The sequence below is a fragment of the Glycomyces sp. NPDC021274 genome (assembly GCF_040641195.1).
Lineage (GTDB): Bacteria > Actinomycetota > Actinomycetes > Mycobacteriales > Micromonosporaceae > Glycomyces.
In genome coordinates this window covers 42,538-67,258 of record NZ_JBFADC010000003.1, presented here as the reverse complement: position 1 = coordinate 67,258, position 24,721 = coordinate 42,538, and the positions used below count along the sequence as shown (strand labels likewise).

19 protein-coding genes and 1 tRNA gene are annotated in these 24,721 nt (G+C 70.5%); 6 read left to right on the top strand and 14 right to left on the bottom strand.

All coding sequences use genetic code 11. The features are described from left to right. The first annotated feature begins 147 nt into the window (after window positions 1-147). Window positions 148-813, top strand: coding sequence for a hypothetical protein (locus AB0I03_RS07935; protein ID WP_360408317.1), 666 nt, complete (start codon window positions 148-150; stop codon window positions 811-813). 114 nt (window positions 814-927) lie between these two features. Here AB0I03_RS07935 and folE read toward each other — a convergent pair whose 3' ends face one another. Then, window positions 928-1,566 (bottom strand): GTP cyclohydrolase I FolE, encoded by a 639-nt coding sequence (gene folE, locus AB0I03_RS07930; RefSeq protein WP_360408314.1) that lies wholly within the window; start codon window positions 1,564-1,566, stop codon window positions 928-930. A 125-nt stretch (window positions 1,567-1,691) separates the two neighbouring features. Next, a complete protein-coding gene (gene ftsH / locus AB0I03_RS07925) occupies window positions 1,692-3,671 on the bottom strand; it encodes an ATP-dependent zinc metalloprotease FtsH (RefSeq protein WP_360408311.1) in 1,980 nt (659 codons plus the stop codon). 337 nt (window positions 3,672-4,008) lie between these two features. On the opposite strand from ftsH, the gene hpt reads away from it, so the two are divergent. Further along, complete coding sequence (gene hpt / locus AB0I03_RS07920) at window positions 4,009-4,587, top strand: hypoxanthine phosphoribosyltransferase (RefSeq protein WP_360408308.1); 579 nt, start codon at window positions 4,009-4,011, stop codon at window positions 4,585-4,587. Between the two features lie 977 nt (window positions 4,588-5,564). Here hpt and tilS read toward each other — a convergent pair. Together tilS and AB0I03_RS07910 are read right to left on the bottom strand one after the other, a co-directional pair. After that, window positions 5,565-6,701: a tRNA lysidine(34) synthetase TilS gene (gene tilS / locus AB0I03_RS07915; protein WP_360408305.1), complete on the bottom strand. Its 1,137-nt coding sequence runs from the start codon at window positions 6,699-6,701 to the stop codon at window positions 5,565-5,567. A 5-nt stretch (window positions 6,702-6,706) separates the two neighbouring features. Beyond that, window positions 6,707-7,801 carry a zinc-dependent metalloprotease gene (locus AB0I03_RS07910; protein ID WP_360408302.1) on the bottom strand — a complete coding sequence of 365 codons (1,095 nt, stop codon included), beginning with the start codon at window positions 7,799-7,801 and terminating at the stop codon, window positions 6,707-6,709. Window positions 7,802-8,129: 328 nt separating this feature from the next. Between AB0I03_RS07910 and AB0I03_RS07905 the strand changes: the two genes are divergently transcribed. Beyond that, entirely contained in the window at window positions 8,130-9,917 is a 1,788-nt protein-coding gene (locus AB0I03_RS07905; protein WP_360408299.1) for a carbohydrate-binding module family 20 domain-containing protein, read from the top strand. A 181-nt stretch (window positions 9,918-10,098) separates the two neighbouring features. Here the strand turns inward: AB0I03_RS07905 and dacB are convergent, their stop codons facing one another. After that, complete coding sequence (dacB, locus tag AB0I03_RS07900) at window positions 10,099-11,538, bottom strand: D-alanyl-D-alanine carboxypeptidase/D-alanyl-D-alanine-endopeptidase (RefSeq protein ID WP_360408296.1); 1,440 nt, start codon at window positions 11,536-11,538, stop codon at window positions 10,099-10,101. Window positions 11,539-11,593: 55 nt separating this feature from the next. On the opposite strand from dacB, the gene AB0I03_RS07895 reads away from it, so the two are divergent. Continuing rightward, the gene (locus AB0I03_RS07895; RefSeq protein WP_360408293.1) at window positions 11,594-12,091 is read left to right on the top strand and encodes an inorganic diphosphatase; all 498 of its coding nucleotides are present in this window, start codon (window positions 11,594-11,596) and stop codon (window positions 12,089-12,091) included. 224 nt (window positions 12,092-12,315) lie between these two features. Here the strand turns inward: AB0I03_RS07895 and AB0I03_RS07890 are convergent, their stop codons facing one another. Continuing rightward, on the bottom strand, window positions 12,316-13,059 hold the full coding sequence (locus AB0I03_RS07890) for a peroxide stress protein YaaA (protein ID WP_360408290.1): 744 nt from the start codon (window positions 13,057-13,059) through the stop codon (window positions 12,316-12,318). A gap of 515 nt (window positions 13,060-13,574) precedes the next feature. Here AB0I03_RS07890 and AB0I03_RS07885 point away from each other — a divergent pair. Then, window positions 13,575-13,650: transfer RNA gene (locus AB0I03_RS07885), tRNA-Lys, on the top strand. Between the two features lie 140 nt (window positions 13,651-13,790). Here AB0I03_RS07885 and AB0I03_RS07880 read toward each other — a convergent pair. The 5 genes from AB0I03_RS07880 to AB0I03_RS07860 form a co-directional block, all read right to left on the bottom strand. Beyond that, window positions 13,791-14,054 carry a hypothetical protein gene (locus AB0I03_RS07880; RefSeq protein ID WP_360408287.1) on the bottom strand — a complete coding sequence of 88 codons (264 nt, stop codon included), beginning with the start codon at window positions 14,052-14,054 and terminating at the stop codon, window positions 13,791-13,793. 344 nt (window positions 14,055-14,398) lie between these two features. Continuing rightward, window positions 14,399-16,564 (bottom strand): DEAD/DEAH box helicase, encoded by a 2,166-nt coding sequence (locus AB0I03_RS07875; protein ID WP_360408284.1) that lies wholly within the window; start codon window positions 16,562-16,564, stop codon window positions 14,399-14,401. A gap of 211 nt (window positions 16,565-16,775) precedes the next feature. Further along, window positions 16,776-17,006 (bottom strand): hypothetical protein, encoded by a 231-nt coding sequence (locus AB0I03_RS07870; protein ID WP_360408281.1) that lies wholly within the window; start codon window positions 17,004-17,006, stop codon window positions 16,776-16,778. Window positions 17,007-17,095: 89 nt separating this feature from the next. Continuing rightward, a complete protein-coding gene (locus AB0I03_RS07865) occupies window positions 17,096-18,793 on the bottom strand; it encodes a DEAD/DEAH box helicase (RefSeq protein WP_360409945.1) in 1,698 nt (565 codons plus the stop codon). Window positions 18,794-18,932: 139 nt separating this feature from the next. Continuing rightward, window positions 18,933-19,136 carry a cold shock domain-containing protein gene (locus AB0I03_RS07860; RefSeq protein WP_360408278.1) on the bottom strand — a complete coding sequence of 68 codons (204 nt, stop codon included), beginning with the start codon at window positions 19,134-19,136 and terminating at the stop codon, window positions 18,933-18,935. Window positions 19,137-19,529: 393 nt separating this feature from the next. Here AB0I03_RS07860 and AB0I03_RS07855 point away from each other — a divergent pair, with 393 nt between their 5' ends. Beyond that, a complete protein-coding gene (locus AB0I03_RS07855) occupies window positions 19,530-19,742 on the top strand; it encodes a hypothetical protein (protein ID WP_360408275.1) in 213 nt (70 codons plus the stop codon). A 157-nt stretch (window positions 19,743-19,899) separates the two neighbouring features. Here the strand turns inward: AB0I03_RS07855 and AB0I03_RS07850 are convergent, their stop codons facing one another. From AB0I03_RS07850 to acs, 3 genes are all read right to left on the bottom strand, one after another. Continuing rightward, window positions 19,900-21,039 carry an amidohydrolase gene (locus AB0I03_RS07850; protein WP_360408272.1) on the bottom strand — a complete coding sequence of 380 codons (1,140 nt, stop codon included), beginning with the start codon at window positions 21,037-21,039 and terminating at the stop codon, window positions 19,900-19,902. A 299-nt stretch (window positions 21,040-21,338) separates the two neighbouring features. Continuing rightward, complete coding sequence (locus AB0I03_RS07845; protein ID WP_360408269.1) at window positions 21,339-22,259, bottom strand: alpha/beta hydrolase; 921 nt, start codon at window positions 22,257-22,259, stop codon at window positions 21,339-21,341. Window positions 22,260-22,645: 386 nt separating this feature from the next. Next, window positions 22,646-24,607, bottom strand: a complete 1,962-nt coding sequence (gene acs, locus AB0I03_RS07840) for an acetate--CoA ligase (protein WP_360408266.1) — start codon at window positions 24,605-24,607, stop codon at window positions 22,646-22,648. Window positions 24,608-24,721: the final 114 nt, after the last annotated feature.

Sequence of the window (24,721 nt, the reverse complement as noted above, 5' to 3'; positions counted from 1 at the left end):
TCCAGACATGGTGTGACGTGCGGGTGCCAGGGGGACCGGAGGAAAGCATAGGGGGTTGGCACACTCTGGGGATTCACGGCCCTCGCGGGGATCGTAGAGTTCTCTTCACAAGCACGGAACACTTCTCGAACTAAGGATGGAAGAGCTATGAGCGAGTACGAAGACGCCACGGTCGAAGAAGACGTCGCCGCCGAGGACTACACCGCCGAGGAGGAGACCTACACCGACGAGGCCACCACCGACTACACCGCCGAGGAAGACCTCTACGCCGAGGACGACACCTCCGTCTCCACGGTCACCGAGACCTTCGACGTCGACGGCGACGGCATCGCCGACGAGACCATCACCACCGACGGCGTGACGCTGATCGACACCGACGGCGACGGCGACGCCGAGGGCATGGCCGTGGACTACGACGGCGACGGCATCTCCGACGAGCTGTCGGTGGACGCCGACGGCGACGGCACCATCGAGTCCTTCGCCTCGGACACCAACGAGGACGGCATGCTCGACACCTTCGAGTCGGACACCGACGGCGACGGCGTCACCGACCAGGTCTCGGTCGACTCCAACTCGGACGGCTACATCGACTCGGTCGCCACCGACTCGAACAACGACGGCTACGCCGACACCGTGATCACCGACTACAACGCCGACGGCCTTGTGGACGAGGTCTCGATCGACTCGGACGCGGACGGCGTCGCCGACACCGTGCTCAGCGACAGCAACGAGGACGGCTTCCTCGACACCGCCTACACCGAGGCCGTGCCGGAGGGCGACTCCTTCCAGTCGCAGACCGGTCAGGTCATCTAACAACCGAGCGTTCCGATGCCTGGACACCCCTAGGCTCGCTCGCCTCATAGCGAAGGCCGGATGCAGCGCATCCGGCCTCTTCGCATGTCCGGGCGCGGCGCTCCGGTCGCCCTGTCAGTGGGTGCCGCGCAGGAGCGCCATCGCCTCGGCGCGGGTGCGCGCGTCGGACTGCATGAGGCCGCGCACCGCCGACGTGATGGTCCTTGAGCCCTGCTTCCTGATGCCGCGCATGGACATGCAGGTGTGCTCGCATTCGACGACGACGATGACGCCGCTCGCTTCGAGGGAGTCGTACAGCTGGTCGGCGATCTGGCTGGTGAACCGCTCCTGCACCTGCGGGCGGCGGGCGTACACCTCGACGAGCCGGGCGAGTTTGGAGAGGCCGACGATCTTCCCGGCCGGGCCGGGGATGTAGCCGACGTGGGCGACGCCGGTGAACGGCAGCAGGTGGTGCTCGCAGAAGGACTGGACGTCGATGTCGCGCACGAGCACCAGTTCGTTGTGGTTCTCGTCGAAGGAGGTCTTGAGGACCTCGGCGGGGTCGACGCGCAGCCCGGCGAAGAGTTCGGCGTAGGCGCGGGCGACGCGGCGAGGGGTCTCCTGGAGGCCGGGGCGGTCGGGGTCGTCGCCGATGGCCGTCAGGATCTCCCTGACGGCGGCTTCGATCCGGCCCAGGTCCACCGCGCCTTCGACGGGGCTGCCGTTGATGCGGCCGTCGATGAGTCGGGCGGCCAGGTTGTCGAGTTCAGCCATCGCACAAGCTTACGGCTTCCCCCTGACACGCCCAGTGTGCTCCGCCACCACGTGACCCTTCCGCGGACGCGAAACGGGCCTCCCCACCAGCAGGTGGGAAGGCCCGTGAAATGTTTCACGTCCGCTTACGGCTGCGGCGACTGCCCTTCGGTGGCGGGGCCGATCTCGATGCCCTCTTCGGGTCCCTCGGCGGGCCTGGAGCCGTTCGGGGTGGAGACGGGCGGCTCGCCGAGTCGGCGGGAGGCGGTGCCGTTGAACGGGGCCATCGGCGCGCGCTTGACCACGCGGGTCGCGATGCGGGCGAGGTCCTCCTGATTCAGGGTCTCCTTCTCCAGCAGCTCGGTGACCATCTGGTCGAGCACGTCGCGGTACTCGGTGACGATCGCGTACGCCTCGTCGTGGGCGATCTCGATGAGCGCCCGGATCTCGGCGTCGACCAGCGCGGCGACCTCGTCGGAGTAGTCCTTCTGGTGGCCGTACTCGCGGCCGAGGAACGGCTCGGAGCCGCCCGAGCCGTACTTGATGGCGCCGAGCTTGGCGGACATGCCGTACTCGGTGACCATCGCGCGGGCGACCTTGGTGGCCTTCTCGATGTCGTTCGAGGCGCCGGTGGTCGGGTCGTGGTAGACCAGCTCCTCGGCGGCGCGGCCGCCGAGCGCGTACGCGAGCGTGTCGATCATCTCCGAGCGCGTCTGCGTGTACTTGTCCTCGGTGGGGAGTACGAGCGTGTGGCCGAGCGAGCGGCCGCGCGGGAGGATCGTGAGCTTGTGGACGGGCGCGGCGTGCGGCAGCGCGTGGGCGACGAGCGCGTGGCCGGCCTCGTGGTAGGCGGTCATCTTCTTCTCGGCGTCGCCCATGACGCGGCCCTTGCGCTCCGGTCCGGCGATGACGCGGTCGATGGCCTCTTCGAGGGCGTCGGCCGAGATCGCCTTCTGGTTGTGGCGGGCGGTCAGGAGCGCGGCCTCGTTGATGACGTTCTCGAGGTCGGCGCCGGAGAAGCCCGGCGTGCGGCGCGCGATGGTCTCGAACTCGACGTTCGGGACGAACGGCTTGCCTTTCGCGTGGACCGAGAGGATCGCCTGGCGCCCTTCCTTGTCGGGGGCGTCGACGGGGATCTGGCGGTCGAAGCGGCCGGGCCGCAGCAGGGCCGGGTCGAGGATGTCGGGGCGGTTCGTCGCGGCGATGAGGATGACGCCGCCGCGGGTGTCGAAGCCGTCCATCTCGACGAGCAGCTGGTTGAGGGTCTGCTCGCGCTCGTCGTGGCCGCCGCCCATGCCGGCGCCGCGGTGGCGGCCGACGGCGTCGATCTCGTCGACGAACACGATGGCGGGGGCGTTCTCCTTGGCCTGGGTGAACAGGTCGCGGACGCGGCTGGCGCCGACGCCGACGAACATCTCCACGAAGTCCGAGCCGGAGATCGAGTAGAACGGGACCCCGGCCTCGCCGGCGACGGCGCGCGCGAGGAGGGTCTTGCCGGTGCCGGGAGGGCCGAACAGGAGGACGCCCTTGGGGATCTTCGCGCCCAGCTCCTGGTACTTCTTCGGGTCCTCGAGGAAGTCCTTGATCTCGCGGAGCTCCTCGACGGCCTCGTCAGCGCCGGCCACGTCGTCGAACGTGGTCTTCGGGGTGTCCTTGGACACCATCTTGGCCTTGGACTTGCCGAAGTTGAGGACCCGCGAGCCGCCGCCCTGCATCTGCGACATGAAGAACAGCAGCAGGAGGACGATGAGCACGATCGGCAGGAGGCTCAGCAGGAACGAGACGAACACGGAGGTCTCGTTGACCTCGGTGTCGAACTCGACGCCGGCCGTCTCCAGCTCGGTGGCCAGCGGCTCCATCATCCCGGTCGGGACGAAGGCCTGGACCTGGTCGCCGTTGTCCTTGGTGATCTGGACCTGCTGCTCCTTGTCGAGCAGGATCGCCGATTCGACGTTGCCGTCGTTGATGTCCTTGAGGACTTCGGAGGTCTTCGCGTCGTCATAGTCGGAGCCGCCGGACCAGAAGCTGCCGATCAGGACCGCGATGAGGGCGATGAGCACGATCCAGACGAGCGGCCTGCGGAAGAACCGCTTCCGCTCAGGTGTGGGTCTCCCGGCGTCGACCACTCGTTTCCTCCTGCGTAATTCGCGTTTCGAGAGCGATGCTGTCCTTGTCGCGGCGATGTGGTTCGCCGTGGCCCCACAGGGTTTCCTGGGCTGCAGGGCGAAGACAACTCGAACGTACACGGTGCGGAGGTTCGACGACCCGCAGCGTCAGCACCCCTGGCCCTACGCGACGGATACCGCCCTTACCCCGCCCGCTGATAGACCGTAATTAGTACCACGGGCGGGTTGAGTTCGCCCACCCAAGCCAGCGCCGCCGGCGATCGGGTGGCACCCTTGTTACATGACGTCGGAGCTAGCCAGCCCACCTTCAGTCCCGTCCGCTGCAGCGCGGGACGCGGTGTTCGATCCTGATTCGTGGTACGCCGAGGAGATCGAGCGCACCATCATCACCGAAGACGAGATCCGGGCGAAGGTCGCCGAGCTCGGTGCGCGCGTCTCGGCCGACTACGCCGACGGCGTGCTCGGCAGCGGCGACGAGCTGCTGCTCGTGGGCGTGTTCAAGGGGGCGGTCATGTTCATGGCCGACTTCGCGAGAGCGCTGAGCGTGCCGGTGAAGATGGAGTTCATGGCGCTCTCCTCGTACGGGAGCTCCACGACCTCCTCGGGGACCGTGCGCATCCTCAAGGACATCGACTCCGATGTCGCCGGGAAGCACATCCTGGTCGTGGAGGACATCATCGACTCCGGTCTCACCCTGGACTGGCTGCTGAAGTACCTCGAGGGCCTGCACCCGGCCTCGGTCGCGGTGGTCTCGATGCTCCGCAAGCCGGGCGTGCAGCGGGTGGACATCCCGGTCAAGTACCTGGGCTTCGACATCCCCAACGAGTTCGTGGTCGGCTACGGCCTCGACTACGCCGAGCGCTACCGGGAGCTGCCGTTCATCGGTGTGCTCAACCCGGCGGTCTACCAGAAATAAGCACCCGGGACCCCGAGTCCCGAACCCCCGTCCCCGACGGCCCGCGCCGATGCGCGGGCCGTCTTCGTCGCCGTGCGGGGCGTCCCGGGCGGCGTTCTTCGCCGCCTCGCGCACCAGTTTCAGGACGTCGTTTTCGGTACCCCGCCCCTTGTTCCACGGCTGAGTTCCTCCGCCCAGCACCTCGTTCCAGGCCGAGTTCTGCGCGCATCACACCTTGTTTATTTCGCTACAAGCGGAACGGCATCGCCAGGGCCCGTGGATTGTCGGACCCGTCGGTCAGGGTTCGATCCGGGGGCGCCGAGAACGCGGGCGCCTGAGGCTCAGTGATGCCCGCGATCCGGCCTCCCGGGCCCGGCCCGATCGGCGGCCGTGACCCGCATCAAACCACCCGCGCGCTGAGCACGTCACCGATGCCGCCGCGGCGCCCGGTTCAGCGATGGCCGCGATCCGCTCATCTCGGGCAGCGGTCCGAGCGGCGGCCCGCGACCCTCACCGGAGCGGACCGCGCCCCACCGCTACTGCGACGGTGTTCGCGGCACGTGGTCCTCGCGACCGATCTGTGGGCCGGATCCGACCAATTTGCCGCGCCGAAGCCACCTCGACTCGAGCGCCGACCGTGGCCCCCGCGGCTTCCGCGACTCCCGTTGCGTACCAGCACAGCCGAAAGCGGCAGGCCGACCCGCCGATGCCGCTGCGGCGGGCCGCAGGTTCGCCCGGATCGGGAGCGTCCCAGACCTGTCGGAGCCGCACGGGGACCGGGAGCGCCGGGCGCTGGCTGCCGGCCCCCGTTCAAGCCGCGCCGTGACCGACCGCGCCCCGCTGGGGCTGTCATCCTTGCGGTGCTTGCGCTTCGCGGGAGCCGGTCGAGCCGTCGCCGGGCCGCGCGGTGAGCCGCCCTACCGTTCCGCCGTCGTTCGATTCCTTCTGAGAGGAGCGAGTTCGGGGCCTGGCCGCGCCGTGACCGACCGTGCCGCCGCTTAGCTCTGCAGTGGTTGCGCTTCGGGGGAGCCGGTCGAGCCGTCGCCGGGCCGCGCCGTGAGCCGACCACCGCTCCGCCGCACTTCGATCCCGCCGGGCAGAAATGTCGGACCTTGGCCATGCCAGTGCGCGACGAGCGCGTCCACCGCGTCGAGGTGCCGGTGGTTCAGCTCCGCGCCCTCGACTCCGGCCTCGAGCACCCACGCGCGCAGCACCCGCTGCCGCACCGGCCCGGCCAGCGCCGCCACCCGCTTCGCGTCCAGTGCGCCGAGACCGGTCGCCTTGCCGCCGTCCGCGATCGCCCCGGCAACCGCACCGCCGCCGGCATCGGCCCCGTCGATCGCGGTTCCGGCCGCTGCGCCGTCGCCGACCGCGCCGTCAGCGACCGTCCCACTCCCGGCCCGGCACGCTTCCAGCGCCTCGCCCGCCAGGCCGTCCAGGTAGTCCGTGTCCGCCCCGACCAGTGCCGCCGTCTGCGCGAGGTTCGCGACCACGTCCTCGCCGAGGGTCGCGACCAGCACGTCCATCGCCGGGCGCAGCGCTGAGCGCAGGAACCGGGGGTCGGTGTTGTGCGGGTCGGTCCAGGGCTTCAGGCCGCGCTCGGCGCAGGCCGCGTGCGTGTCGGTCCGTGCGATGCCGAGCAGCGGACGCCGGTAGATCCCGCGCGCCGCGCGCATCCCGGCGACGCCGCGCGGCCCGCCGCCGCGGGCGAGCGCGAGCAGGACCGTCTCGGCCTGGTCGTCCCTGGTGTGCCCCAGGAGGATCGCGCTGGCACCGTGGTGCTGCGCGGCGTCGTCGAGGGCCTGGTACCGGGCGGTCCGGGCGGCCGCTTCGGGTCCGCCGGCCGCGCCGACCGCGACCACGATTGACAGCGCGGGTTCGAGTCCCGCGCTCCTGGCCCACGCCACGACCTCGGCCGCGCGTTCGTGCGAACCCGCTTGCAGTCCGTGATCGACCGTGATGAGGCCGGCGCGCAGCCCCATCCGGGGGGCGCAGAACGCGAGGGTGTCGGCCAGTGCGAGCGAGTCGGGTCCACCGGAGCACGCGGCGAGTGCGAGCGATCCGGTGGGGAGGTCGGCGAGGGCGTCGCGGACGGCGACGCGCAGGCGCGCCACCGACGGCGGCAGCTTCGCCATGCCGGTCAGCCGCGTCCGGCGCCGAGCCGCTGCGGCGCGAGGTCCTGGCCTCGCAGCACGCGGGCGATCCACTGCTCCGGGCGGTCGATCTCGGCTTCGGTGGGCAGGTGCTCGGGGCGTTCCCAGACGCGGTTGAAGCCGGTGACGCCGTGCTCGGCGACGACCTGGTCGACGAAGCGGCGGCCGGCGGCGTACTGGCGCATCTTCGCGTCGAGGCCGAGGAGCTGGCGCAGGAAGCGCTGCAGCGTCGTCGGGTTGGCGCGGCGGCGGTCGAAGCGGCGGCGCAGGAGCGCGACGTGGTTGATGGCGGTGCGGCCGACGCCGTCCATGACGGCTTCGGCGTGGCCCTCCAGGAGGGTCATGAGCGCTTGGATCTGCGAGATCGCTTCGCGCTGTTCAGGACTGGTGACCGCGGACATGACGTCGGTGCCGGGGATCTCCTCGCGCGGGCCGCCGTGCTGCTCCTCCTCGCGGGCGGTGGCGAGGGCGCGGCGCACGGCGCGGGCGAGGCCGGAGGCGGTCGACCGGTCGGGTTCGGCGGCGTCGAAGAACGCGTGGATGAGGTGATGGAAGTGCCCGCGCATCCACGGGACGGCGGTGAACTGGGTGAGGTGGGCGGCTTCGTGGACGGCGATCCAGAGGCGGAACTCGCGCGAGGGCAGGCGCAGGCGGCGTTCGACCTCGACGATGTTGGGAGCGACGAAGAGGAGCCGGCCGGCGTCGGTGGAGAACGTCTCGAACTGGCCGAGCACGCGGGAGGAGAGGAACGCGAGGACCGCGCCGGTCTGGACGCCGGTGAGCTTGGCGGCGGCGGAGACGGGGGCGGTCGGCGCCGGGTCCTCGGCGCCGAGTTCGACGAGGAGGCGGCGGAACCCGGCGATGTTGATCCGGCTCCAGCGGATGCGGTCGACCACGTCGACGGAGACGGTCGTGGCGGGCACGAGGCCGGTGTAGTCGGTGACCAGGTCGATCGCGGTGCGGGCGTGGCGGTGGAGGTCGGCGACGACGTCGAGGGCGCCTTCGGGGCTCATGCGGGGGCCGCCGCGGCTGAAGGCCCGGGAGCAGGAGGCGGCGGTCTGCCAGTCGACTGACGGCAGCATCGGGTTTCCTGCGGGCGGCGCCATCGGCCAAGCCTATCCATAGCGCTACGGCCGCGCCACTGTCCCGCGCAAGTGGGGCGAACCGCCGCGTACCGGACCTGGGGTTTCCGGAGGGGCGCGCGCGTTTGCCGCGTTGCCGGGCACCGCGTGGGCGGTGCGGTTCACCGGATCGGTTTGCGGCGGTTCGCCCGCACCGCGGCGCACGCCGCGTAACCGTATGAATTCAAATATCGAGCATCTTGAAATTATCGGACCGCCGATGCTACGTTCTTCTCAAGTCCGCAACATCTTGCAGCATTTGCGGGCAGAAATTGCAAAGGAAGCAACGATGCCTCACCACCTCCGCCGCCGCGCACTGCCCGCCCTCGGCGCCACCGCCCTCGCGGCCCTCATCGCCGCCGCTGTCCCCACCGCCCAAGCCGACGACCACCCCGCACCCCTGGAAGCAGCACCCGCCGCCGCCCTCACCGGCGGCGACGCCATCCTCAACATGTTCGAATGGAACTGGAACTCCATCGCCGCCGAATGCGAAGGCCCCCTCGCCGACTCCGGCTACACCTACGTCCAGACCTCCCCGCCCAACGAGCACATCCGCGGCGACGACACCACCCCCGGCGAAGCAGACGCCTGGTACATCCACTACCAGCCCGTCAGCTACAAGATCGAATCCCGCCTCGGCACCCGCGCCGAATACCAGCACATGATCGCCACCTGCCAGGCCAACGGCATCGGCGTCATCGCCGACGTCGTCATCAACCACATGGCCGCCGGCTCCGCCACCGAAGCACGCACCGGCTGGGCCGGCAGCAGCTACCGCCAATTCGACTACCCCGCCGCCGGATACGACGCCTCCGACTTCCACAACACCGGCAGCGCCTACTGCGAGATCGACGACTACCAGGACCGCAACGAAGTCCAGAACTGCCACCTCGTCGGCCTCAACGACCTCGACACCTCCCAAGCCGACGTCCGCGAGACCATCGCCGCCTACCTCCGCGACCTCCAGAGCCTCGGCGTCGCCGGCTTCCGCGTCGACGCCGCGAAACACATGGCCGCCACGGACCTCGCCGCCATCATGGACCTCGTCGACGGCGACCCCTACATCGTCCAAGAAGTCATCGGCGCCCCCGGCGAACCCATCACCGAAGCCGAGTACACCGGCATCGGCGACGTCCAGGAGTTCAGCTACGCCTACGACCTCAAGAACCACATCAACGGCGGCGCCGAAGCCCGCCACCTCACCACCATCGGCACCGGCTGGGGCTACACCGCACCCGCAGGCGTCTTCGTCGCCAACCACGACACCGAACGCGGCACCCAGACCATGAACTACCAGTACGGCCAGGACTACCTCCTCGCCGAGGCGTTCATGCTCGCCCACCCCTTCGGCACCCCCGCCTCCTACACCGGCTACGAGTTCACCAGCAACCACGCCGCCCCGCCGCTCAACCCGGACGGCACCGTCGCCGACGCCGTCTGCGGCCCCGGCGCCTTCACGTGCCTCCACCGCTCCCCGTACCTGAGCGGCATGGCCGGCTTCCGCGCCGCCACCGCCGGCGACGCCGTCGTCAACACCTGGGGCTCGGGCGACGCGCTCGCCTTCGGCCGCGGCGACACCGGCCACGTCGTCGTGAACGCCGGCGCGTCCGCCATCACCCGGACCTTCACCACCGCACTGCCGAACGGCTCGTACACGGACGTCATCTCCGGCAGCACCGTCACCGTCTCCGGCGGCGCCTTCACTGCCACGGTCGCAGCGAAGACCGCGCTGGCGATCTACGTCGGCAACGGTTCGGGCGGCGGCAACGGCGGGACGAAGGACTGCGTCACCGTGAACGCGACGGTGACCGGGACGAACGTGGGGGACGAGGTGTACGTCGTCGGTTCGATCCCGCAGCTGGGCAACTGGACGGCCGTCAGTTCGGCGCACCTGTCGGGGGCGTCGTACCCGGTGTGGAAGGGCACGATCAGCGTCCCCGCCGGCACCACTTTCCAGTACAAGTACGTGATCGTGCGGGCCTCCGGCGCTTACACGTGGGAGTCCATCGGCAACCGGACGGCCACGGTGCCCGCCACCGGCTGCCTGGACCTCACGCAGACCTGGAACACCGCCTGATCCCAAGCGGCGCAAAGGGCCCCGGGCTGATGCCCGGGGCCCTGTTCACGTCTCCCGCAGCGTTCCCGCTCCGCTTCCTGAAGTCGTCTTCAGGCGGCTTCAGCGTGGCTTCAGGTTCACCGGTGCATCATCGGAACCAGCCGAATGCAACGGCGGAGAGGAGCCCCATTGCACCGAACGATCAGCAGCCGCACAGCGACACGGCCGTGGTGACCTCGTCCATCGCCGTCTCCACCGCCTCAGGACCTGTCGTGTGGCCGTTGCTGATGAGCGAGAAGATCAGCTGCCTGCCGGCCGCTGTGGTGAGCGTGCCGGTCAGGGAGATGACTCCCGTGGGCTGTGTGAGGGTCCCGGTCTTTCCCCGGACCACGCCCTCGCCTTCCTCGGCGGTGCCGAAGCGGTCTTCGAGCGTCCCGGAGTAGCCGGCCACGGGCAGGGATTCGAACACCGACGACGCCTGCGTCCCGGTCGCGCCGAGCAGCATCTGCGTGAACGCCTCCGCGGTCATGCGGTCGTCCGGCGAGAGCCCCGAACCGTCGTGGAACACCAGCCCGGCCGTGTCCACACCGAGGCCCTCCAGCGTCGAGGCGTGCACAGTGGACATCGCGGCCCAGGTCATCGCGCCCTCGACGACCAGCGCCGTCTGGAGCGCGACCGCGTCTGAAAGGAGGTTGTCCGAGGTCAGGATGAACGAGTCCACGAGCGCGGACATCGGGGCCGAGTGGACCACGGCCAGTTCGGCCGCGCCGTCCCCGGCGGTGCCCGCCTCGACCGTGGTCGCACCGAGGAGGTTCGCGAACTCCTTCGCGGCGACCATGGCCGGGTCGGGGTAGTGGTCGGCGTACTTCTCGGTGTTGTCCATGCGGCCGCCGTCGACCATGATCGGCGCCATCGGCCCGGTCGAGGTGACGAGTTCGGCCGCCGTCACGCCCGTGGCGCTGACGGTGTCGGTGAACACGCTCGTGTCGAGGTAGACGGTGGACGGGGCGGTGCCGCCGCGCGCCTCCAGGACGAGGTCGGCGAGCTCTTTGAGGCTCGCGCCGGCCGCGTAGGGGGTGTAGTAGCCCTCGCCGTCGATCGTCAGCGTGGGGTCGCCGCCCGCGACGAGCACGACGCTGTCCTCGGTCGGTCCCTCGACCACAGTGGTGGGGATCCGGTATTCGGGGCCGAGGTGCTCGAACGCGGCCACGGCAGTGACCACTTTCATGGAGGAGGCCGGCGCGAGCGGGGTGGTGGACTCCTGCTCGAAGATGACTTCCCCGGTCAGGGCGTCGGCGAAGGACGCCGAGAGGCTGCCGTTGAGCCGCGGGTCGGCGAGCAGTCCCGGCATGACCGTGGCGAGGTCGGGGAGCGGCGCGTCGGCGTCGGACCCGGCCAGTACCGGGGCGGGCGCGGCCGGGGGATAGGCCTCAGGGGCGGTGAGCGTCCCGGTCCGAGGGCTGGTGACGGCGGTGATCTGCCACACCAGGCCCCCTGCTGCGGCTACGGTGACCACGATGGCGAGGGCCGCGAGGACCCGCGTGAGCGCCCGGCGACGGCGCACCCGGGCCTGCTGCGGGGCGGGGGCGGCATGTGGCGTACTACTCGCGACCTTGGGGTCGGCGTTGTCGCTGAGGGACATGCACAGAGACTAAGCCATCAAGAGCACTGCATTTGAGCCTGGAGGAGGTCGGCCGATGGAGTTCGACGTGACCGTGGAGATCCCGAAAGGGAGCGCCAACAAGTACGAGATCGACCACGAGACCGGACGTATCCGTCTGGACCGGACGCTGTTCACCGCGACGGTGTACCCGGCCGACTACGGCTTCATCGACGACACGCTCGGCCAGGACGGCGACCCGCTGGACGCTCTGGTCCTGGTGGAGCCGACGTTCCCCGGTTGCGTGATCCGCGCGCGTGCCATCGGCATGTTCCGGATGCGCGACGAGAAGGGCGTGGACGACAAGGTGCTGTGCGTTCCGGCCGAGGACCCCCGCAAGGACCGGTTCAAGGACATCAACGACGTGCCCGAGTTCGACCGCCTGGAGATTCAGCACTTCTTCACGGTCTACAAGGACCTGGAGCCCGGCAAGAGCGTCGAGGGCGCGACCTGGACGGGCCGGGCCGAAGCCGAGGAAGAGGTGCGCCGCTCATTCGAGCGCGCCAAGACCAACGGCTACCACTCGAAGCACTAGCGACACGCAGGAAGGGCCCGGACGCACCGCGTCCGGGCCCTTCCTTTCGCTGTGCCTGCCAACCGCTTCAGCTCCCCTTCAGGTTCGGCGAGGCAGGGTTGTTGCCGGGGGTGCTCGGAACGAAACGCGCGGGTAGCTTTCGATCGTCTTCAGCTCGCCTTCAGGTACCACCGGGCAGGGTTGTTGCCGGGGGCGCTCGCTACTGCACGCGAGGGTAGCTTTCCTCAGGCGCTCACGATGTCGAGCTGCCAGGCCTTGGAGCGGGTGGCCGGCTCGCTGAGCTCGACCTTCCAGCCCTGGCCGGCGAGGAAGTCGGCGAGGTCCGCCGCGGACTCGGGCCGGGCGCCGCCGGCGAGGAGCGCGCGGGCGACCTCGCCCCGGGTCGCCTTGGCCATGTGGGTGATGACGGTGCGCACCCCGTCGGCGTCCTCTTTGAACACGCGCACGGTGACGCCGCGGTCCTTCGGTCCCCACACCTGGGCGTACGTGCCCGAGCGCAGGTCCACGATGAGTTCGTTGCGGGCGCCGAGCACCTCGGTGACGGCCGGGCGCCACAGCTTCGCCAGCGTGTCGAGTCCGGGGAAGCGGGTGCTCATCGGCATCCGGTACGGCGGCACGCGATCGGAGGGCCGCAGGAGCCCCCACAGCGGGGACGCGATGAAGACCTGCTCGCCGTCGGGAAGGTCGCCGAGCCCGAGCCGGTCGTAGAGGACGCCGTTGTACAGCTCCCAGGCCGCGAGGGTCGGGGCGGTGCGGAGTGCGCGGCCGGCCTGGACGTAATGGCGCGCGCTCGCGGGGAGCTTGAGCGCCTTCACAGCGGCCTCCTCATCGGCGCACAGCTCGACCAGGCGGTCGACGAGGAGCTCGCGGACAGGGTTCAGCGCGGGTGAGGAGAGTCGGCCGAGGTCCAAGGGAGGACCGTCGCCTTGACCGGCCTTTCCTTCTGACGGCGGCAGCAGTATGAGCACAGCAGGCGAGTCTACCTGCTCGTCCGCCTGATGCCGCCGGGGCCGTGCCGGGCGGCGAGCGCGTTCCTCAGATCCGTTGGGAATTCACCCGACCGGGGGTGTGCGGGCTCGACGCGATGGTTTATAGTACATATGTTCGATCAAGCGGGAGCGGGTCCGACCCCACCGAGGACTGCGTGTGACGCGGATCGAATAGGCGCGGCGGCGGTGCTCCGCGACTGCCGCCGCGCCGTCCACCCGCGGCGGTGCGAAGCCCACACCGCCCGCCGCAGGCTCCACCGCCACCGGCCCGGCGGTGGAGTCCGTCCTGAAACAGCCCCGCGCCAGCGCCGCATCGTCGCTGCCCGCCGTCCACAGGCTGTGGACGAACGCGCCTCTGGCGACTATCGCACCCGCCACCGACAATCCGAGTGCCGCAGGCCATCCGGGCCCCGCCATCGACAATCCGAGTGCCGCAGGCCATCCGGGCCCCGCCACCCGCACCGGTGCCGCTCCGATGCGGTAATCTCCCCGTTGGGTCTATAGCTCAATTGGCAGAGCTGCGGACTTTTAATCCGTAGGTTGTGGGTTCGAGTCCCACTGGACCCACCAAAAGCCCAGCTCCGCAGGCATGCGAGAACCGGGCGAGTCCCGAAGGACCCGCCCGGTGGAGTAGCCGCCCTGTGCGTCCCGATCCCCGCAGCGCCCTATGTTCTCGGCTGTGCGCGGTCGGGATCATGCTTCCTTGGACGTCAGTGCGCGGGGTGGTGCCGGCTCTGGGCGATGCCTTCGGCGACGCCGATGAGCAGGATCGCGGCGATCACGGCCATCACGAAGCCGAGGACGTTCAGCTCCCAGATGTCGCCGGTGCCGAGCAGGTTGGCGATGGTGCCGCCGATGATCGAGCCGACGAGGCCCAGGATGAGGGTCGCGAGGATGCCGAGCCGCTGCTTGCCCGGCTTGATGAGGCGGGCGAGCGCGCCGATGACGAGTCCGGCGACGATGAATCCGATCATGAGGTCCTCCTGTGTCGTTCAGATCCGGCCGAGGGGATGACCCGGCCGGTGGTGCTTCTGGCGCTGCTGCGAGTCCTAGTGCGCCGCAGCGGAGCTCGAGCGCCCGGTCCGGCGCTGCACGACCTTCCGCACCGCGTACTGCAGCACGGCCATGGCCGCGGCCAGAGCCACGTTTCTTACGAGCCAGCGCATACCGGTCTCCTCTCCGATGGGCGGTCCGAATGTCCTCGGTGCCGCCGGCGGCGCCTCCTGTCAGGACTCCGGGTACCCAGACAGGCGCCAATTGATGTACGGCTATCCGCTTTGCCGTCCGCGCACGTGCTGCAACGCTGCTGAAGGCCGGTTCAGTCGAGGCCCAAGCGGTGCCGTTCGGCGGCGACGGCGCGGTGCTCCATGGGGACCGCGTCGTCGTCGAGGACTTCGGGGCCGGACTCCCCGCGGGCGTACTGGTCGAAGAGGAGCTGCTTGCCCTCTTGGATCTCGCGGATGCGCTCGTCGATGGAGTCCTTGGCGAGGAGGCGGTGGATCTGCACGCGGCGGGCCTGGCCCATGCGGTGGATCCGGGCGATGGCCTGCTCCTCGGTGCTCGGTTTCCACTGCGGTTCGCAGATGACCACGACCGAGGCGGCCTGGATGTTCATGCCGACGCCGCCCGCTTCGATCTGGGCGAGGAGGACGGCCGGCCCCTCCGACGCGGCGAAGCGCTCGATGAGGCGCTGCCTGACGTTGGGCGGGACCTGGCCTTCGATAGTGCCGTGGACGAGTGGCCCGAGTTTGCCGGCGACGGCTTCGAGGTCTTCCAGGAAGTAGGTGAAGACGACGACCTTGCGGCCGTCGCCGGTGGCTTCGTCCACTATCTCGGCGAGGCGTTCGAGCTTTTCGGAGCCGGCCGTCGCGGAGGCGGCGAGCCGCATGCCCATGAGGTTGCCGTCCTTCACTTCGGCGCGGTAGCGGGCGGTCTCGCCGAGCTGGACCCAGGTCTCGATCTCGATGCGCTCGGGGAGTTCCGCGAGGACGTCTTCCTGGTTGCGGCGCAGGTAGACCGGGGAGACGAGGCGGCGGAAGACCTCGACGCCGGCGATGACGCCGCCCGCTTCGATGCGGTCGGCCAGATCGGGCCGGAGGTAGGCGATGAGGCTCTTGAACTCCTCGACCCGGTTCTCCATGGGCGTGCCGGTGAGGTAGAGCGTCAGCCGGGCGCGGTCGCCGAGCTCGGTGACCGCGGTCGAGCGTTTGGCCTGCGGGTTCTTGATGAAGTGGGCTTCGTCGACGATGAGGGCGGCGAGCTCGGCGCGGGGTGCCCGGTCGAGGCATTCCAGCCGGGGGAGGGTGCCGTAGGTGGTGACGGCGATGCCGCCGTCGCGCAGCCATGCCTCGCCGGTGTCGTCGCGGGAGGGCCCGTGGAGGCTGAACGCCCGCAGGCTCGTGTGGTGCCGGATCTCGCGCAGCCAGTTGGTGTGGACGCTGGCGGGGCAGACCACGAGGAAGTGCCGGCGGCCGGTGGCGGCGAGGTGGCCGCAGACGGCGAGCGCCTGGATCGTCTTGCCCAGGCCCATCTCGTCGCCGAGGATCGCCCGGCGCTGGTGGAGCGCGTATTTGGCGCCGAACGCCTGGTATCGGCGCAGCGGCGTGCGCAGGTGGGTGAGGTCGAGTGGCAGCGCTTCGATGCGGCGGCGCTCCTCGGTGTCGACGAAGTCCTCGAGGGCCTGGAGGTCGGCGACGTCGGTGCCGGTGATGTTGGCGAGGGCGGTCGTGTAGTACGCGGCGTCGGAGGCGAACTCGCGCCAGACCGTGTCGGGGTCGTAGGCGTCGAGGTCGACGGCGTGTTCGCCTGCTTCGATGGCGTTGACGAGGTCGCGGGCGCCGACGCCGTCGACGGTGGACTCGACGGCGAGGTAGGCGCGCATGACGCGTTCGCGGCGGTGCCGTCGGGTCCAGAACATGCGCCAGCGGCTGGCGGCGCGTTCGGCGGCGGGCAGGTCGGCGTCGAGCGCTTCGCCGTAGCGGCCGAGGGGCTCGCGGATCGCTGCTGCGGCGCGGCGGCCGGCGCGTTCGGCGACGAGGGCGGTGAGCAGCGCGGTCTCGGCCTCCGAATGCTCTTCGGGGTCGAGTTCGAGGCGGGTCGCGGCCGTGATCTCGTCAGTGAGGTTCGCGATGGCCTTGCGGACTTCCTGCACGGTGCGGTGGGCGACGCCGGGGACGTCCAGCAGCTGCTCGTCGGTGGCGGCCTCGAGGTCGGCGACCGTGTCGTATCCGGCCGCTTCGAGGGCGGGGATGCCCGTGCCGGGCACGGTGAGCTTGCTGAGTTCGGTGATCGGGATGCCGCGCAGCCGGGATTCGACCTGTGCGCCGGTGAGGTCGGCGGCCCGTTCTTGGACGGTCTTGGCGAGTCTGGCGGAGGCGGCGAGCAGTGCCGAGCCGCGGCGGGAGACCTCGCGCGCCCGTTCGATGGTGCGCTGGGCGCGGTCGCCGATCGTCCGCTTCGCGATGCTCGCGGGCTCGAGGGTCACCGTCGCCTCCCTCCTGGAACGGCCGCAGGTGACCTCAGGTTCCCAGAAAGTCGAGGGCCGCTCCGCCGGTTTGGGACTTCCGGGAGCAAGCCGGGCGGTCCGCGACGGGGGCCGCAGCGGTCGGCGTGACGCCGGGCGGGTCGGCGATGGCGGGCAGAGCAGTGCGCCCGCAGTCCGAATGTTCGGAGCTGCGGACGCTGAACGTTCGCGGTCAGCCGTTGAGCCGCTGCGCCAGCAGGGCCTTGCCTTCCTCGGCGCCCTTGCGGCTCGCGCCTTGCGCGCGCTTGAAGAACTCCACGAGCTCGGTGTCGTTCGCCCGCTCGGCGTCGGCGATGTAGGTCTCCAGCCGCAGTGCGTTGCTCAGGCACGCCTCGACGAACCAGATGATGTTGTAGTCCTTGTCCGGTGTGCCTGTCACGCCACCGGTTTCTTCGCTGGCCATGCGCGTGCTCCCTTCGATCGCCGTGCGCTGCTTGCTGCACGGGTACCCGTCAGCGCCGCGCTGACACGTCGGCGCCCGGCCGTCCGGCCTCAACCGCGGCGCTGCGGCGCGGTGTACCGCTCGCGGCGCGCCCCCGGCCGCTTGCCCTTGATCGTGGTCTGCCGCAGGGCGTCGATCACCTCGTCGGCGGCGGCCTCGGGGACCTCCACGAGCGAGAAGCGGTCGGCGATCTCGATCGCGCCGATGTCGCGCCCGCTGAGCCGCGACTCCCCGGCGATCGCGCCGACCAGGTCCTGGGGCCGGACTCCGGCGTCGCGCCCGACGCTGAGGAACAGCCGGGTCATCGATGCGTCGTCGCGCGGGCGCCGGTCCGGACGCCGGTCGTCCTCGCGGCCCGAGCGGCGCTCATGGTCGCGGCGCGGCCGGCGTTCGCCGGGCTCGGCGACCGGCGGGATCTCGCGCTCGTCGACGTCGCGCCCGGTCGCCTCGTGCGCCAGCTGCACTGCCGCGAGCGCCACGTCCATGACGTCGAACTCGTCGGCGAGCGCCTCCACCACCACTCGGTACCGGTCGAGGCCGCCCACGACGAGGGCCTCGCGCAACGCGGCCTGGGTGATCTCCAGGCGGCGGGCGCGCAGGTCGGTGACCGTGGGGACCTGCTCGATGCTGATGCGCCGCTTCGTCAGCCGCTCGATGGCCTTGATCATCCGGTGCTCGCGCGGCTCGGTGAGCGTGATCGCGACGCCCTCGCGTCCGGCGCGCCCGACCCGGCCGATGCGGTGCACGTACGCCTCCGGGGCGGACGGCACGTTGTAGTTGATCACGTGGGTGAGGTGCTCGATGTCGAGTCCCCGGGCGGCGACGTCGGTGGCGATGAGCAGGTCGGCGGTGCCGCCGCGCAGGCGTTTCATCACACGGTCGCGCTGGTCCTGGCTCATGCCGCCGTGCAGCGCCTCGGCCCGGTGGCCGCGCCCCGCGAGGGTCTCGGTGAGCTGTTCGACCTCGGCTCTGGTGCGGCAGAACACGATCGCCGCATCGGGGGACTCGAGGTCGAGGAGCCGTCCGAGCGCGTCGGCCTTGTGGGCGCGTGTGACCAGGTACCCGGTCTGGCGGACCAGCGGCGCCTCGCGCGCGGTGGAGTCCTCGCGTCCCAGCGCGACGCGGACGGGGTCGCGCAGCTGCCGGCGGGCGATGCGTTCGAGGTGGGCGGGCATGGTGGCCGAGAACAGCATGGTCTGGCGGTCCTCGCGGGTGTGGGCGAGGATCGCCTCGAGGTCTTCGGCGAAGCCCATGTCGAGCATCTCGTCCGCTTCGTCGAGCACCACCGTCGAGACCTCGCCGAGGCGCAGGGTGCCGCGCTCGATGTGGTCGAGGGCCCGTCCGGGGGTGGCGACGACGACGTCGACGCCCCGCCGCAGCACCTGCAGCTGGCGTCCGATCGGCTGGCCGCCGTAGATGGGCACGACCCGGACGCCCAGTTCGCGGCCGTAGCGGTGGAACGCCTGCGACACCTGGATCGCGAGTTCCCGGGTGGGCACCAGCACCAGCGCCCGCGGGTCGATGCCTTCGCCGGGGGTTTCGCGCGTGAGCACGGGGAGGGCGAACGCGGCGGTCTTGCCCGTCCCGGTCGCCGCCTGCCCGAGCAGGTCGCGGCCGGCGAGCAGGGGCGGGATGGCCTCGCGCTGGATCGGCGTCGGTTCCTCGTAGCCCAGGTCCGCGAGGACGCGGACGAGTTCGGGCCCCAGGCCGAGACCCGCGAAGTCCAGGCCTGTCTCCTCGGGGTCCATGGGTGCTGCGGCCGCCTCGTCTGCGGCGTCTCCCGCTGCCTTCGCGTCGTCCATGGGTGCCTCCGGCTCTTTCGGCCGCGGTCAGGCGCCCCGCCCGGCCGCCGGTGGCGGCGCGGGGCGGCCCTGATCCTCGGCCCGTCTAGTTCGGTTCTACCTGGGAGGCCTGCTTGCCGCGTTCGCCTTCGGTGATGTCGAAGCGAACGTGCTGGCCCTCCTCCAAGTTTCGGTACCCGCTGTCGGCGATGGCGCTGAAGTGGACGAAATAGTCGCCGCTGCCGTCGTCGGCCTCGATGAACCCGTAGCCCTTCTCCGGACTGAACCACTTGACCGTTCCGGTGGCCATGATCTTTCACCGCCTTACTCAGGCGCGCACTGCGTGCGCGTACACCCCGGATACCCCCGGGCCGCCGCGTTCACTCCTCGCCGGGCCGCGGGACGGGGCCGGGGCGCCTGCGTGCTCGGCTCGTCGGCGCGTCCGGCCGGGTCCGCGTTCGGGCGTCCCTGCCGTGCAACGGGTGTGACCTGGGGCATGATCGGCACCCTGGTGTTCATAGGACTTGTCCGAGGGTTTCCTGAGGCGTAATGAGCCGGAGACAAGGGCCGGTCAGAGTAGTGGCGAGGCCCCGGAACCGACCGCGGCACCGGGAATCCACCCGGCGCACCCATACGCGGGGCGGGCCTCACCGCCGCACCGGCGCGGCACGCATCTCGCATCACCGCCCGGAAGGAACACCCGATGGACGCTTACGCACTCCTGACAATCCAGATGGTCGCCTCTGAGGCTCGCTCGGCGCTGCCCGACGCGCCCGTGGTCCCCGACCGGCCTTCGCTGCTCGGCCGGATCGCCGGCGGCTTCACCGCCGCCCGGCGCGGCCTCATCGCCCGCGACCTGCGGGTCGCCTCCGAGGCTGCGCTCCCGACCCGGGCCGAGGTCCGGCGGGCCGCCTGAGCCGCGTCCGATCGTCCGGGGCGGCGGACCAGCCCCCACAGCGCCGCCGCCCCGGGCCAACGCCCTGATGAGCCGGCGGTGTCGTACCTCGGTGCGACTCTTGATGCCGGGGGTCCAGCCGTGCCCGTTTTGCAGGCCGAAGCCCGAAATGCGGGCCTTAAGCGACCTGCTCGCCGTCGATGTAGGCCCGTTCCACCTTCGAGTAGATGTCGAGCGGGTCGCCCGACCAGATGCAGAAGTCGGCGTCCTTGCCCGCCTCGAGGGAGCCGAGGCGGTCGTCGACGCCCATGATCGTCGCCGGGTTGATCGTCACCGACCGCAGCGCCGTCTCGCGGTCGAGCCCGGCCTTGACCGCCAGCATCACCTGGATGATCAGGTGCTCGATCGGGACCACCGGATGGTCGGTGGTGATCGCGAGCTGGACGCCCGCCGCGGCGAGCTTCGCCGCGTTCTCGGGCCAGCGGTTCACCGTCTCCACCTTGGAACGCGAGCACAGCAGCGGCCCGAAGATCACCGGGATCCCCCGCTCGGCGATCACATCCGCGAGCAGGTGTGCCTCGGTCCCGTGGTCGAGCACCAGGTCGTACCCGAACTCCTCGGCCACGCGCAGCGCGGTCGCGATGTCGTCGGCGCGGTGGCAGTGCTGGCGCCACGGAATCTCACGCTCGAGCACTTTCACCAGCACCTCGAGCTTGAGGTCGCGGTCGGGGCCGTCCGCGCCGCGGTAGTTCTCGGCCTCCACGAACGCCTGCCGCAGCACGCCCGCCGTGCCGAGCCGCGTCGACGGCGTCTTCTTCTGCTCGCCGTACACCCGCTTCGGGTTCTCGCCGAGCGCCGACTTCACGCCCGACGGCGATCGCAGCACCATCTCGTCCACATAGCGGCCCACGGTCTTGATCGCCACGGTCTCGCCGCCGATCACGTTGCCCGAACCCGGGTTCACGTTCACCGCCAGCACGCCGCCCTCCAGCGCCTCGGCGAAACCCCGCTCGGCGGGGTTGATGCCGTCCAGCGCCCGCACGTACGCGGTGTTCGGGTCGGTCATCTCGTTGCTGTCGTTCCCGGCCCAGCCCTCGGCGACCTCGTGCACGCCCAGGTGCGTGTGCGCGTCGATCAGGCCCGGCACGATCCACTTGCCCGTCGCGTCCTCGGTGGGGATGCCTTCGGGAACAGGGAGGTCCGCGCCGCCGACGGCGCTGATGCGCCCGTTCTCGACGAGGATGACGCCTTGCTCGATGGGTGCTGAGGTGATGGGGACGATCGTCGCGCCGCGCAGCGCGAATTTGGCCTCGGACATTGACCCGCCTTCCAGGTGGCTCGTCGGGTGGTCGATGGGGCGCGGTGGCCCCGCCCCATCCTGCACGACGCGCTAGCCGGTCGGCTAGCCGCGCTGGTGGATATCGTCAGCGGTCGGATTTGCCGTACGGTGTACATTGTGCGGTGTATGTCGTACTGCGCACAATGTACTCAGCACGCTGTGCTGGGTACGCTGTACTAACCACAATGTACTCAGGGCGCTGTACTAAGTACGCTGTACTGGGTACGCTGCGCCGCAAGGGCATACGCAGTACCGTGTACGAGATACGGCGTACGGAGTCAGCTCGCCCAGCGGATGATCTCCTTCGTGATCGTCTCCGGGGCCTCCTGCTGCGGGAAGTGCCCGATGCCGTCGAGGAGCTTCCACTCGTAGCGGCCGTGCACGTACCGGCCCGAGCCCTGCGCGGTGCGGGGGAGGACGCAGGAGTCGAGCGCGCCGTGCAGTTGGAGCGTCGGCACCGGCGTCGGCCGTTGGAGGAGCTTCACGAACCGTCGCCCGGCCAGGCCCATCGCGGTGCGGAACGGCCACCGGAACGCCTCCAGGGCGCAGAACGCCGCTTGCGGGATCTGGATGACGTCGCGGCAGGCGCGCACGTACTCCTGGAAGTCGCGGCTGCCCCGCCAGCCCGGGCCGGACCAGGCGTACATGAGGTCGGCGACTTTCCTTGCGTCCCAGTCGGTCAGCTTGTGCTCGTAGCGGGGCATCTGGAACGCGAACAGGTGTCGGGACGCCGCCATCTGCCCCTTCGGGTCGACGGCGAGCGCGGCGCGCTGGCGCAGCGGGTGGGCCGCGCCGATGACGACCAGGGACCTGAACTGGCGGGGGTGGAACGCGGCGGCGGCGAAACCGAGGATGCCGCCGAGGTCGTGGCCGACGACGGTGGCTTCGCGTTCGCCGAGGGCGCGCACGAGGCCGACGACGTCGGCGGCCATCGTGTAGGCGTCGTAGCCGCGCGGGGGCTTGTCGGAGGCGCCGTAGCCGCGCAGGTCGATGGCCACGACGCGGAAGCCGGCGTCGGCGAGGGCCGGGATCTGGTGCCGCCAGGCCCACCAGAACTCGGGAAAGCCGTGCAGCAGCAGGATGAGCGGGCCCTCGCCTGCTTCCACCACGTGGAAGCGCGAGCCGTTGGCGTCGATGTGCCGGTGGGTCCAGGGGCCTTGCTTGATGGCGGCGCTGTCGGCGAAGGTCTTGCGGGTCACGCGCTCAGCGTACGAGGTCACCGCCCGCGGGGCGAGGCCCGGAGGGCGGTGAGGACGCGGCCGGTCACGTGAGGCGGGGTGGCGGGGCGCGCGGGGGACGGCGGCGGCATCCGGTGCCGGGTGCCCCGACGGCGAGGCCGGGGACCGGGCGTAGGGCATGCCCCTTCCCACCCGCATCCGCCTCCGACCAACCGAAAAGGACCACTCTCCCACACGGGTCCGACATGCCGGCGTTTCTGCAGGTAGGGGCGTGGTGTCGGGATTGCGGGCCGGCTTTGGGGAGAGCAGGGGCGGCGGGTTTGCGATTCGCGGCGATGCAGGACCGGGTGCGGGAAACGCGAAGGGCCGAGGCGGTCGATCGACCGCCTCGGCCCTTCACGTCGTTCTCAGTCTTCCTTGCCGCTCTGCAGGCCGACCTTGATGCGGCTCATCACCGCACTGTCGGCGAGCGTGGTCACGTCGCCGATCTCGCGGTCCTCGGCGATGTCGCGCAGCAGCCGGCGCATGATCTTGCCCGAGCGCGTCTTCGGCAGCTCGGCGACCACGATCACCTGCCGCGGCTTCGCGATGGGCCCCAACGTGTTCGCGACGTGCTTGCGCAGCTCCGAGAGGTGCTCGGGGCTCGAGTCCCGTCCGCCGCGCAGGATCACGAACGCGACGATGCCCTGGCCCGTCACCGGGTCCGAAGCCCCGACGACCGCCGCCTCGGCCACGCTCTCGTGGCTCACCAGCGCGCTCTCGACCTCCGTGGTGGAGATGTTGTGCCCGCTCACGAGCATGATGTCGTCGACGCGGCCGAGCAGCCACAGGTCGCCGCCGTCGTCCTTCTTCGCGCCGTCGCCGGCGAAGTACATCTTGTCGAAGTGCGCCCAGTACGTGTCGAGGAACCGCTGGTCGTCGCCCCAGATCGTGCGCAGCATCGACGGCCACGGCTCGCGGATCACCAGGAAACCGCCGCCGCCGTCGGGCACCGACTCGCCCTGCTCGTCCACGACGTCGACCGTGATCCCCGGCAGCGGCCGCTGGGCCGAGCCGGGCTTGGTCGAGGTGACGCCGGGCAGCGGCGAGACCATGATCGCGCCGGTCTCGGTCTGCCACCACGTGTCCACGATCGGGCACCTGCCGCCGCCGATGTGCTCGCGGTACCACATCCACGCCTCGGGGTTGATCGGCTCGCCGACCGACCCGAGCAGGCGCAGGCTCGACAGGTCGTACCGGGCCGGGACGTCGTCGCCCCACTTCATGAACGTGCGGATCGCGGTCGGCGCGGTGTAGAGCGTCGTGACCTTGTACTTCTCGACGATCTCCCACAGCCGCCCGGTGTGCGGCGTGTCCGGGGTGCCCTCGTACATGACCTGCGTGGCGCCGTTCGACATGGGCCCGTAGACGATGTACGAGTGCCCGGTGACCCAGCCGATGTCGGCGGTGCACCAGTACACGTCGGTCTCCGGTTTGAGGTCGAACACCGCGTGGTGCGTGTACGACGCCTGCGTCAGGTACCCGCCCGAGGTGTGCAGGATGCCCTTCGGCTTGCCGGTCGTCCCGGACGTGTACAGGATGAACAGCGGGTGCTCGGCGTCGAACGCCTGCGCCTCATGCTCATTGGAGGCCTTCCCGACGGTCTCCTCCCAGCGGACGTCCTTGTCGGTCCACTCGACCTCCTGGCCGGTGCGGGTGACGACCAGGACCTTCTCCACCGAGGGGCACCGCTCGAGCGAGGCGTCCACGGTCGGCTTGAGCGCCAGCGGCTTGCCCTTGCGGAAGCCGCCGTCGGCGCAGATGACGAGCTTCGCGCCGGCGTCGTCGATGCGGCTCGACAGCGCGTCGACGCTGAAGCCGCCGAACACCACCGAGTGCGGGGCGCCGATGCGCGCGCACGCCAGCATCGCCACCGCGGCCTCGGGGATCATCGGCATGTAGATGACGACCCGGTCGCCCGCGCCCACACCGAGGTCGGTGAGGGTGTTCGCGGCGCGCTTGACCTCGTCGAGGAGCTCGGCGTACGTGACGGCGCGGCTGTCGCCGGGTTCGCCTTCGAAGTGGATCGCGACCCGGTCGCCGAGTCCGGCGTCCACGTGCCGGTCGAGGCAGTTCGCCGCGACGTTGAGCTCGCCCCCGGTGAACCACTTCGCGAACGGGGGGTTGTCCCAGTCCAGGACCCGGTCCCAGTCCTTCGCCCAGTCGAGCCGGCGCGCCTGGCGCTCCCAGAAGGCGAGGCGGTCGGCCCCGGCCTCCTCGTAAGCGGCCGCGGTGACGTTCGCCTGCGCGGCGAACTCGGGGGACGGCGGGAACGTCCGCTCCTCCGAGAGCAGATTGGCAAGCGTCTCTTGCGGTGGGGTTGATGCCACGGGTATTTCGCTCCTTACAGATCTACGCGCCAATGCGCGACTGTGAGGCGGGTCTATGTCCGGCAACACTAGCGCGATGAACCCGACACGAATACGGCCGGGCGCTGCGGCTCC

Bases quoted from the DNA above. Each gene is read 5' to 3' on its own strand.
- AB0I03_RS07935 (WP_360408317.1), top strand. From the start codon at position 148: ATGAGCGAGTACGAAGACGCCACGGTCGAAGAAGACGTCGCCGCCGAG.
- folE (WP_360408314.1), bottom strand. From the start codon at position 1,566: ATGGCTGAACTCGACAACCTGGCCGCCCGACTCATCGACGGCCGCATC.
- tilS (WP_360408305.1), bottom strand. From the start codon at position 6,701: ATGGCGAAGCTGCCGCCGTCGGTGGCGCGCCTGCGCGTCGCCGTCCGC.
- AB0I03_RS07910 (WP_360408302.1), bottom strand. From the start codon at position 7,801: ATGCTGCCGTCAGTCGACTGGCAGACCGCCGCCTCCTGCTCCCGGGCC.
- AB0I03_RS07905 (WP_360408299.1), top strand. From the start codon at position 8,130: ATGCCTCACCACCTCCGCCGCCGCGCACTGCCCGCCCTCGGCGCCACC.
- dacB (WP_360408296.1), bottom strand. From the start codon at position 11,538: ATGTCCCTCAGCGACAACGCCGACCCCAAGGTCGCGAGTAGTACGCCA.
- AB0I03_RS07895 (WP_360408293.1), top strand. From the start codon at position 11,594: ATGGAGTTCGACGTGACCGTGGAGATCCCGAAAGGGAGCGCCAACAAG.
- AB0I03_RS07880 (WP_360408287.1), bottom strand. From the start codon at position 14,054: ATGATCGGATTCATCGTCGCCGGACTCGTCATCGGCGCGCTCGCCCGC.
- AB0I03_RS07870 (WP_360408281.1), bottom strand. From the start codon at position 17,006: ATGGCCAGCGAAGAAACCGGTGGCGTGACAGGCACACCGGACAAGGAC.
- AB0I03_RS07865 (WP_360409945.1), bottom strand. From the start codon at position 18,793: ATGGACCCCGAGGAGACAGGCCTGGACTTCGCGGGTCTCGGCCTGGGG.
- AB0I03_RS07860 (WP_360408278.1), bottom strand. From the start codon at position 19,136: ATGGCCACCGGAACGGTCAAGTGGTTCAGTCCGGAGAAGGGCTACGGG.
- AB0I03_RS07855 (WP_360408275.1), top strand. From the start codon at position 19,530: ATGGACGCTTACGCACTCCTGACAATCCAGATGGTCGCCTCTGAGGCT.
- AB0I03_RS07850 (WP_360408272.1), bottom strand. From the start codon at position 21,039: ATGTCCGAGGCCAAATTCGCGCTGCGCGGCGCGACGATCGTCCCCATC.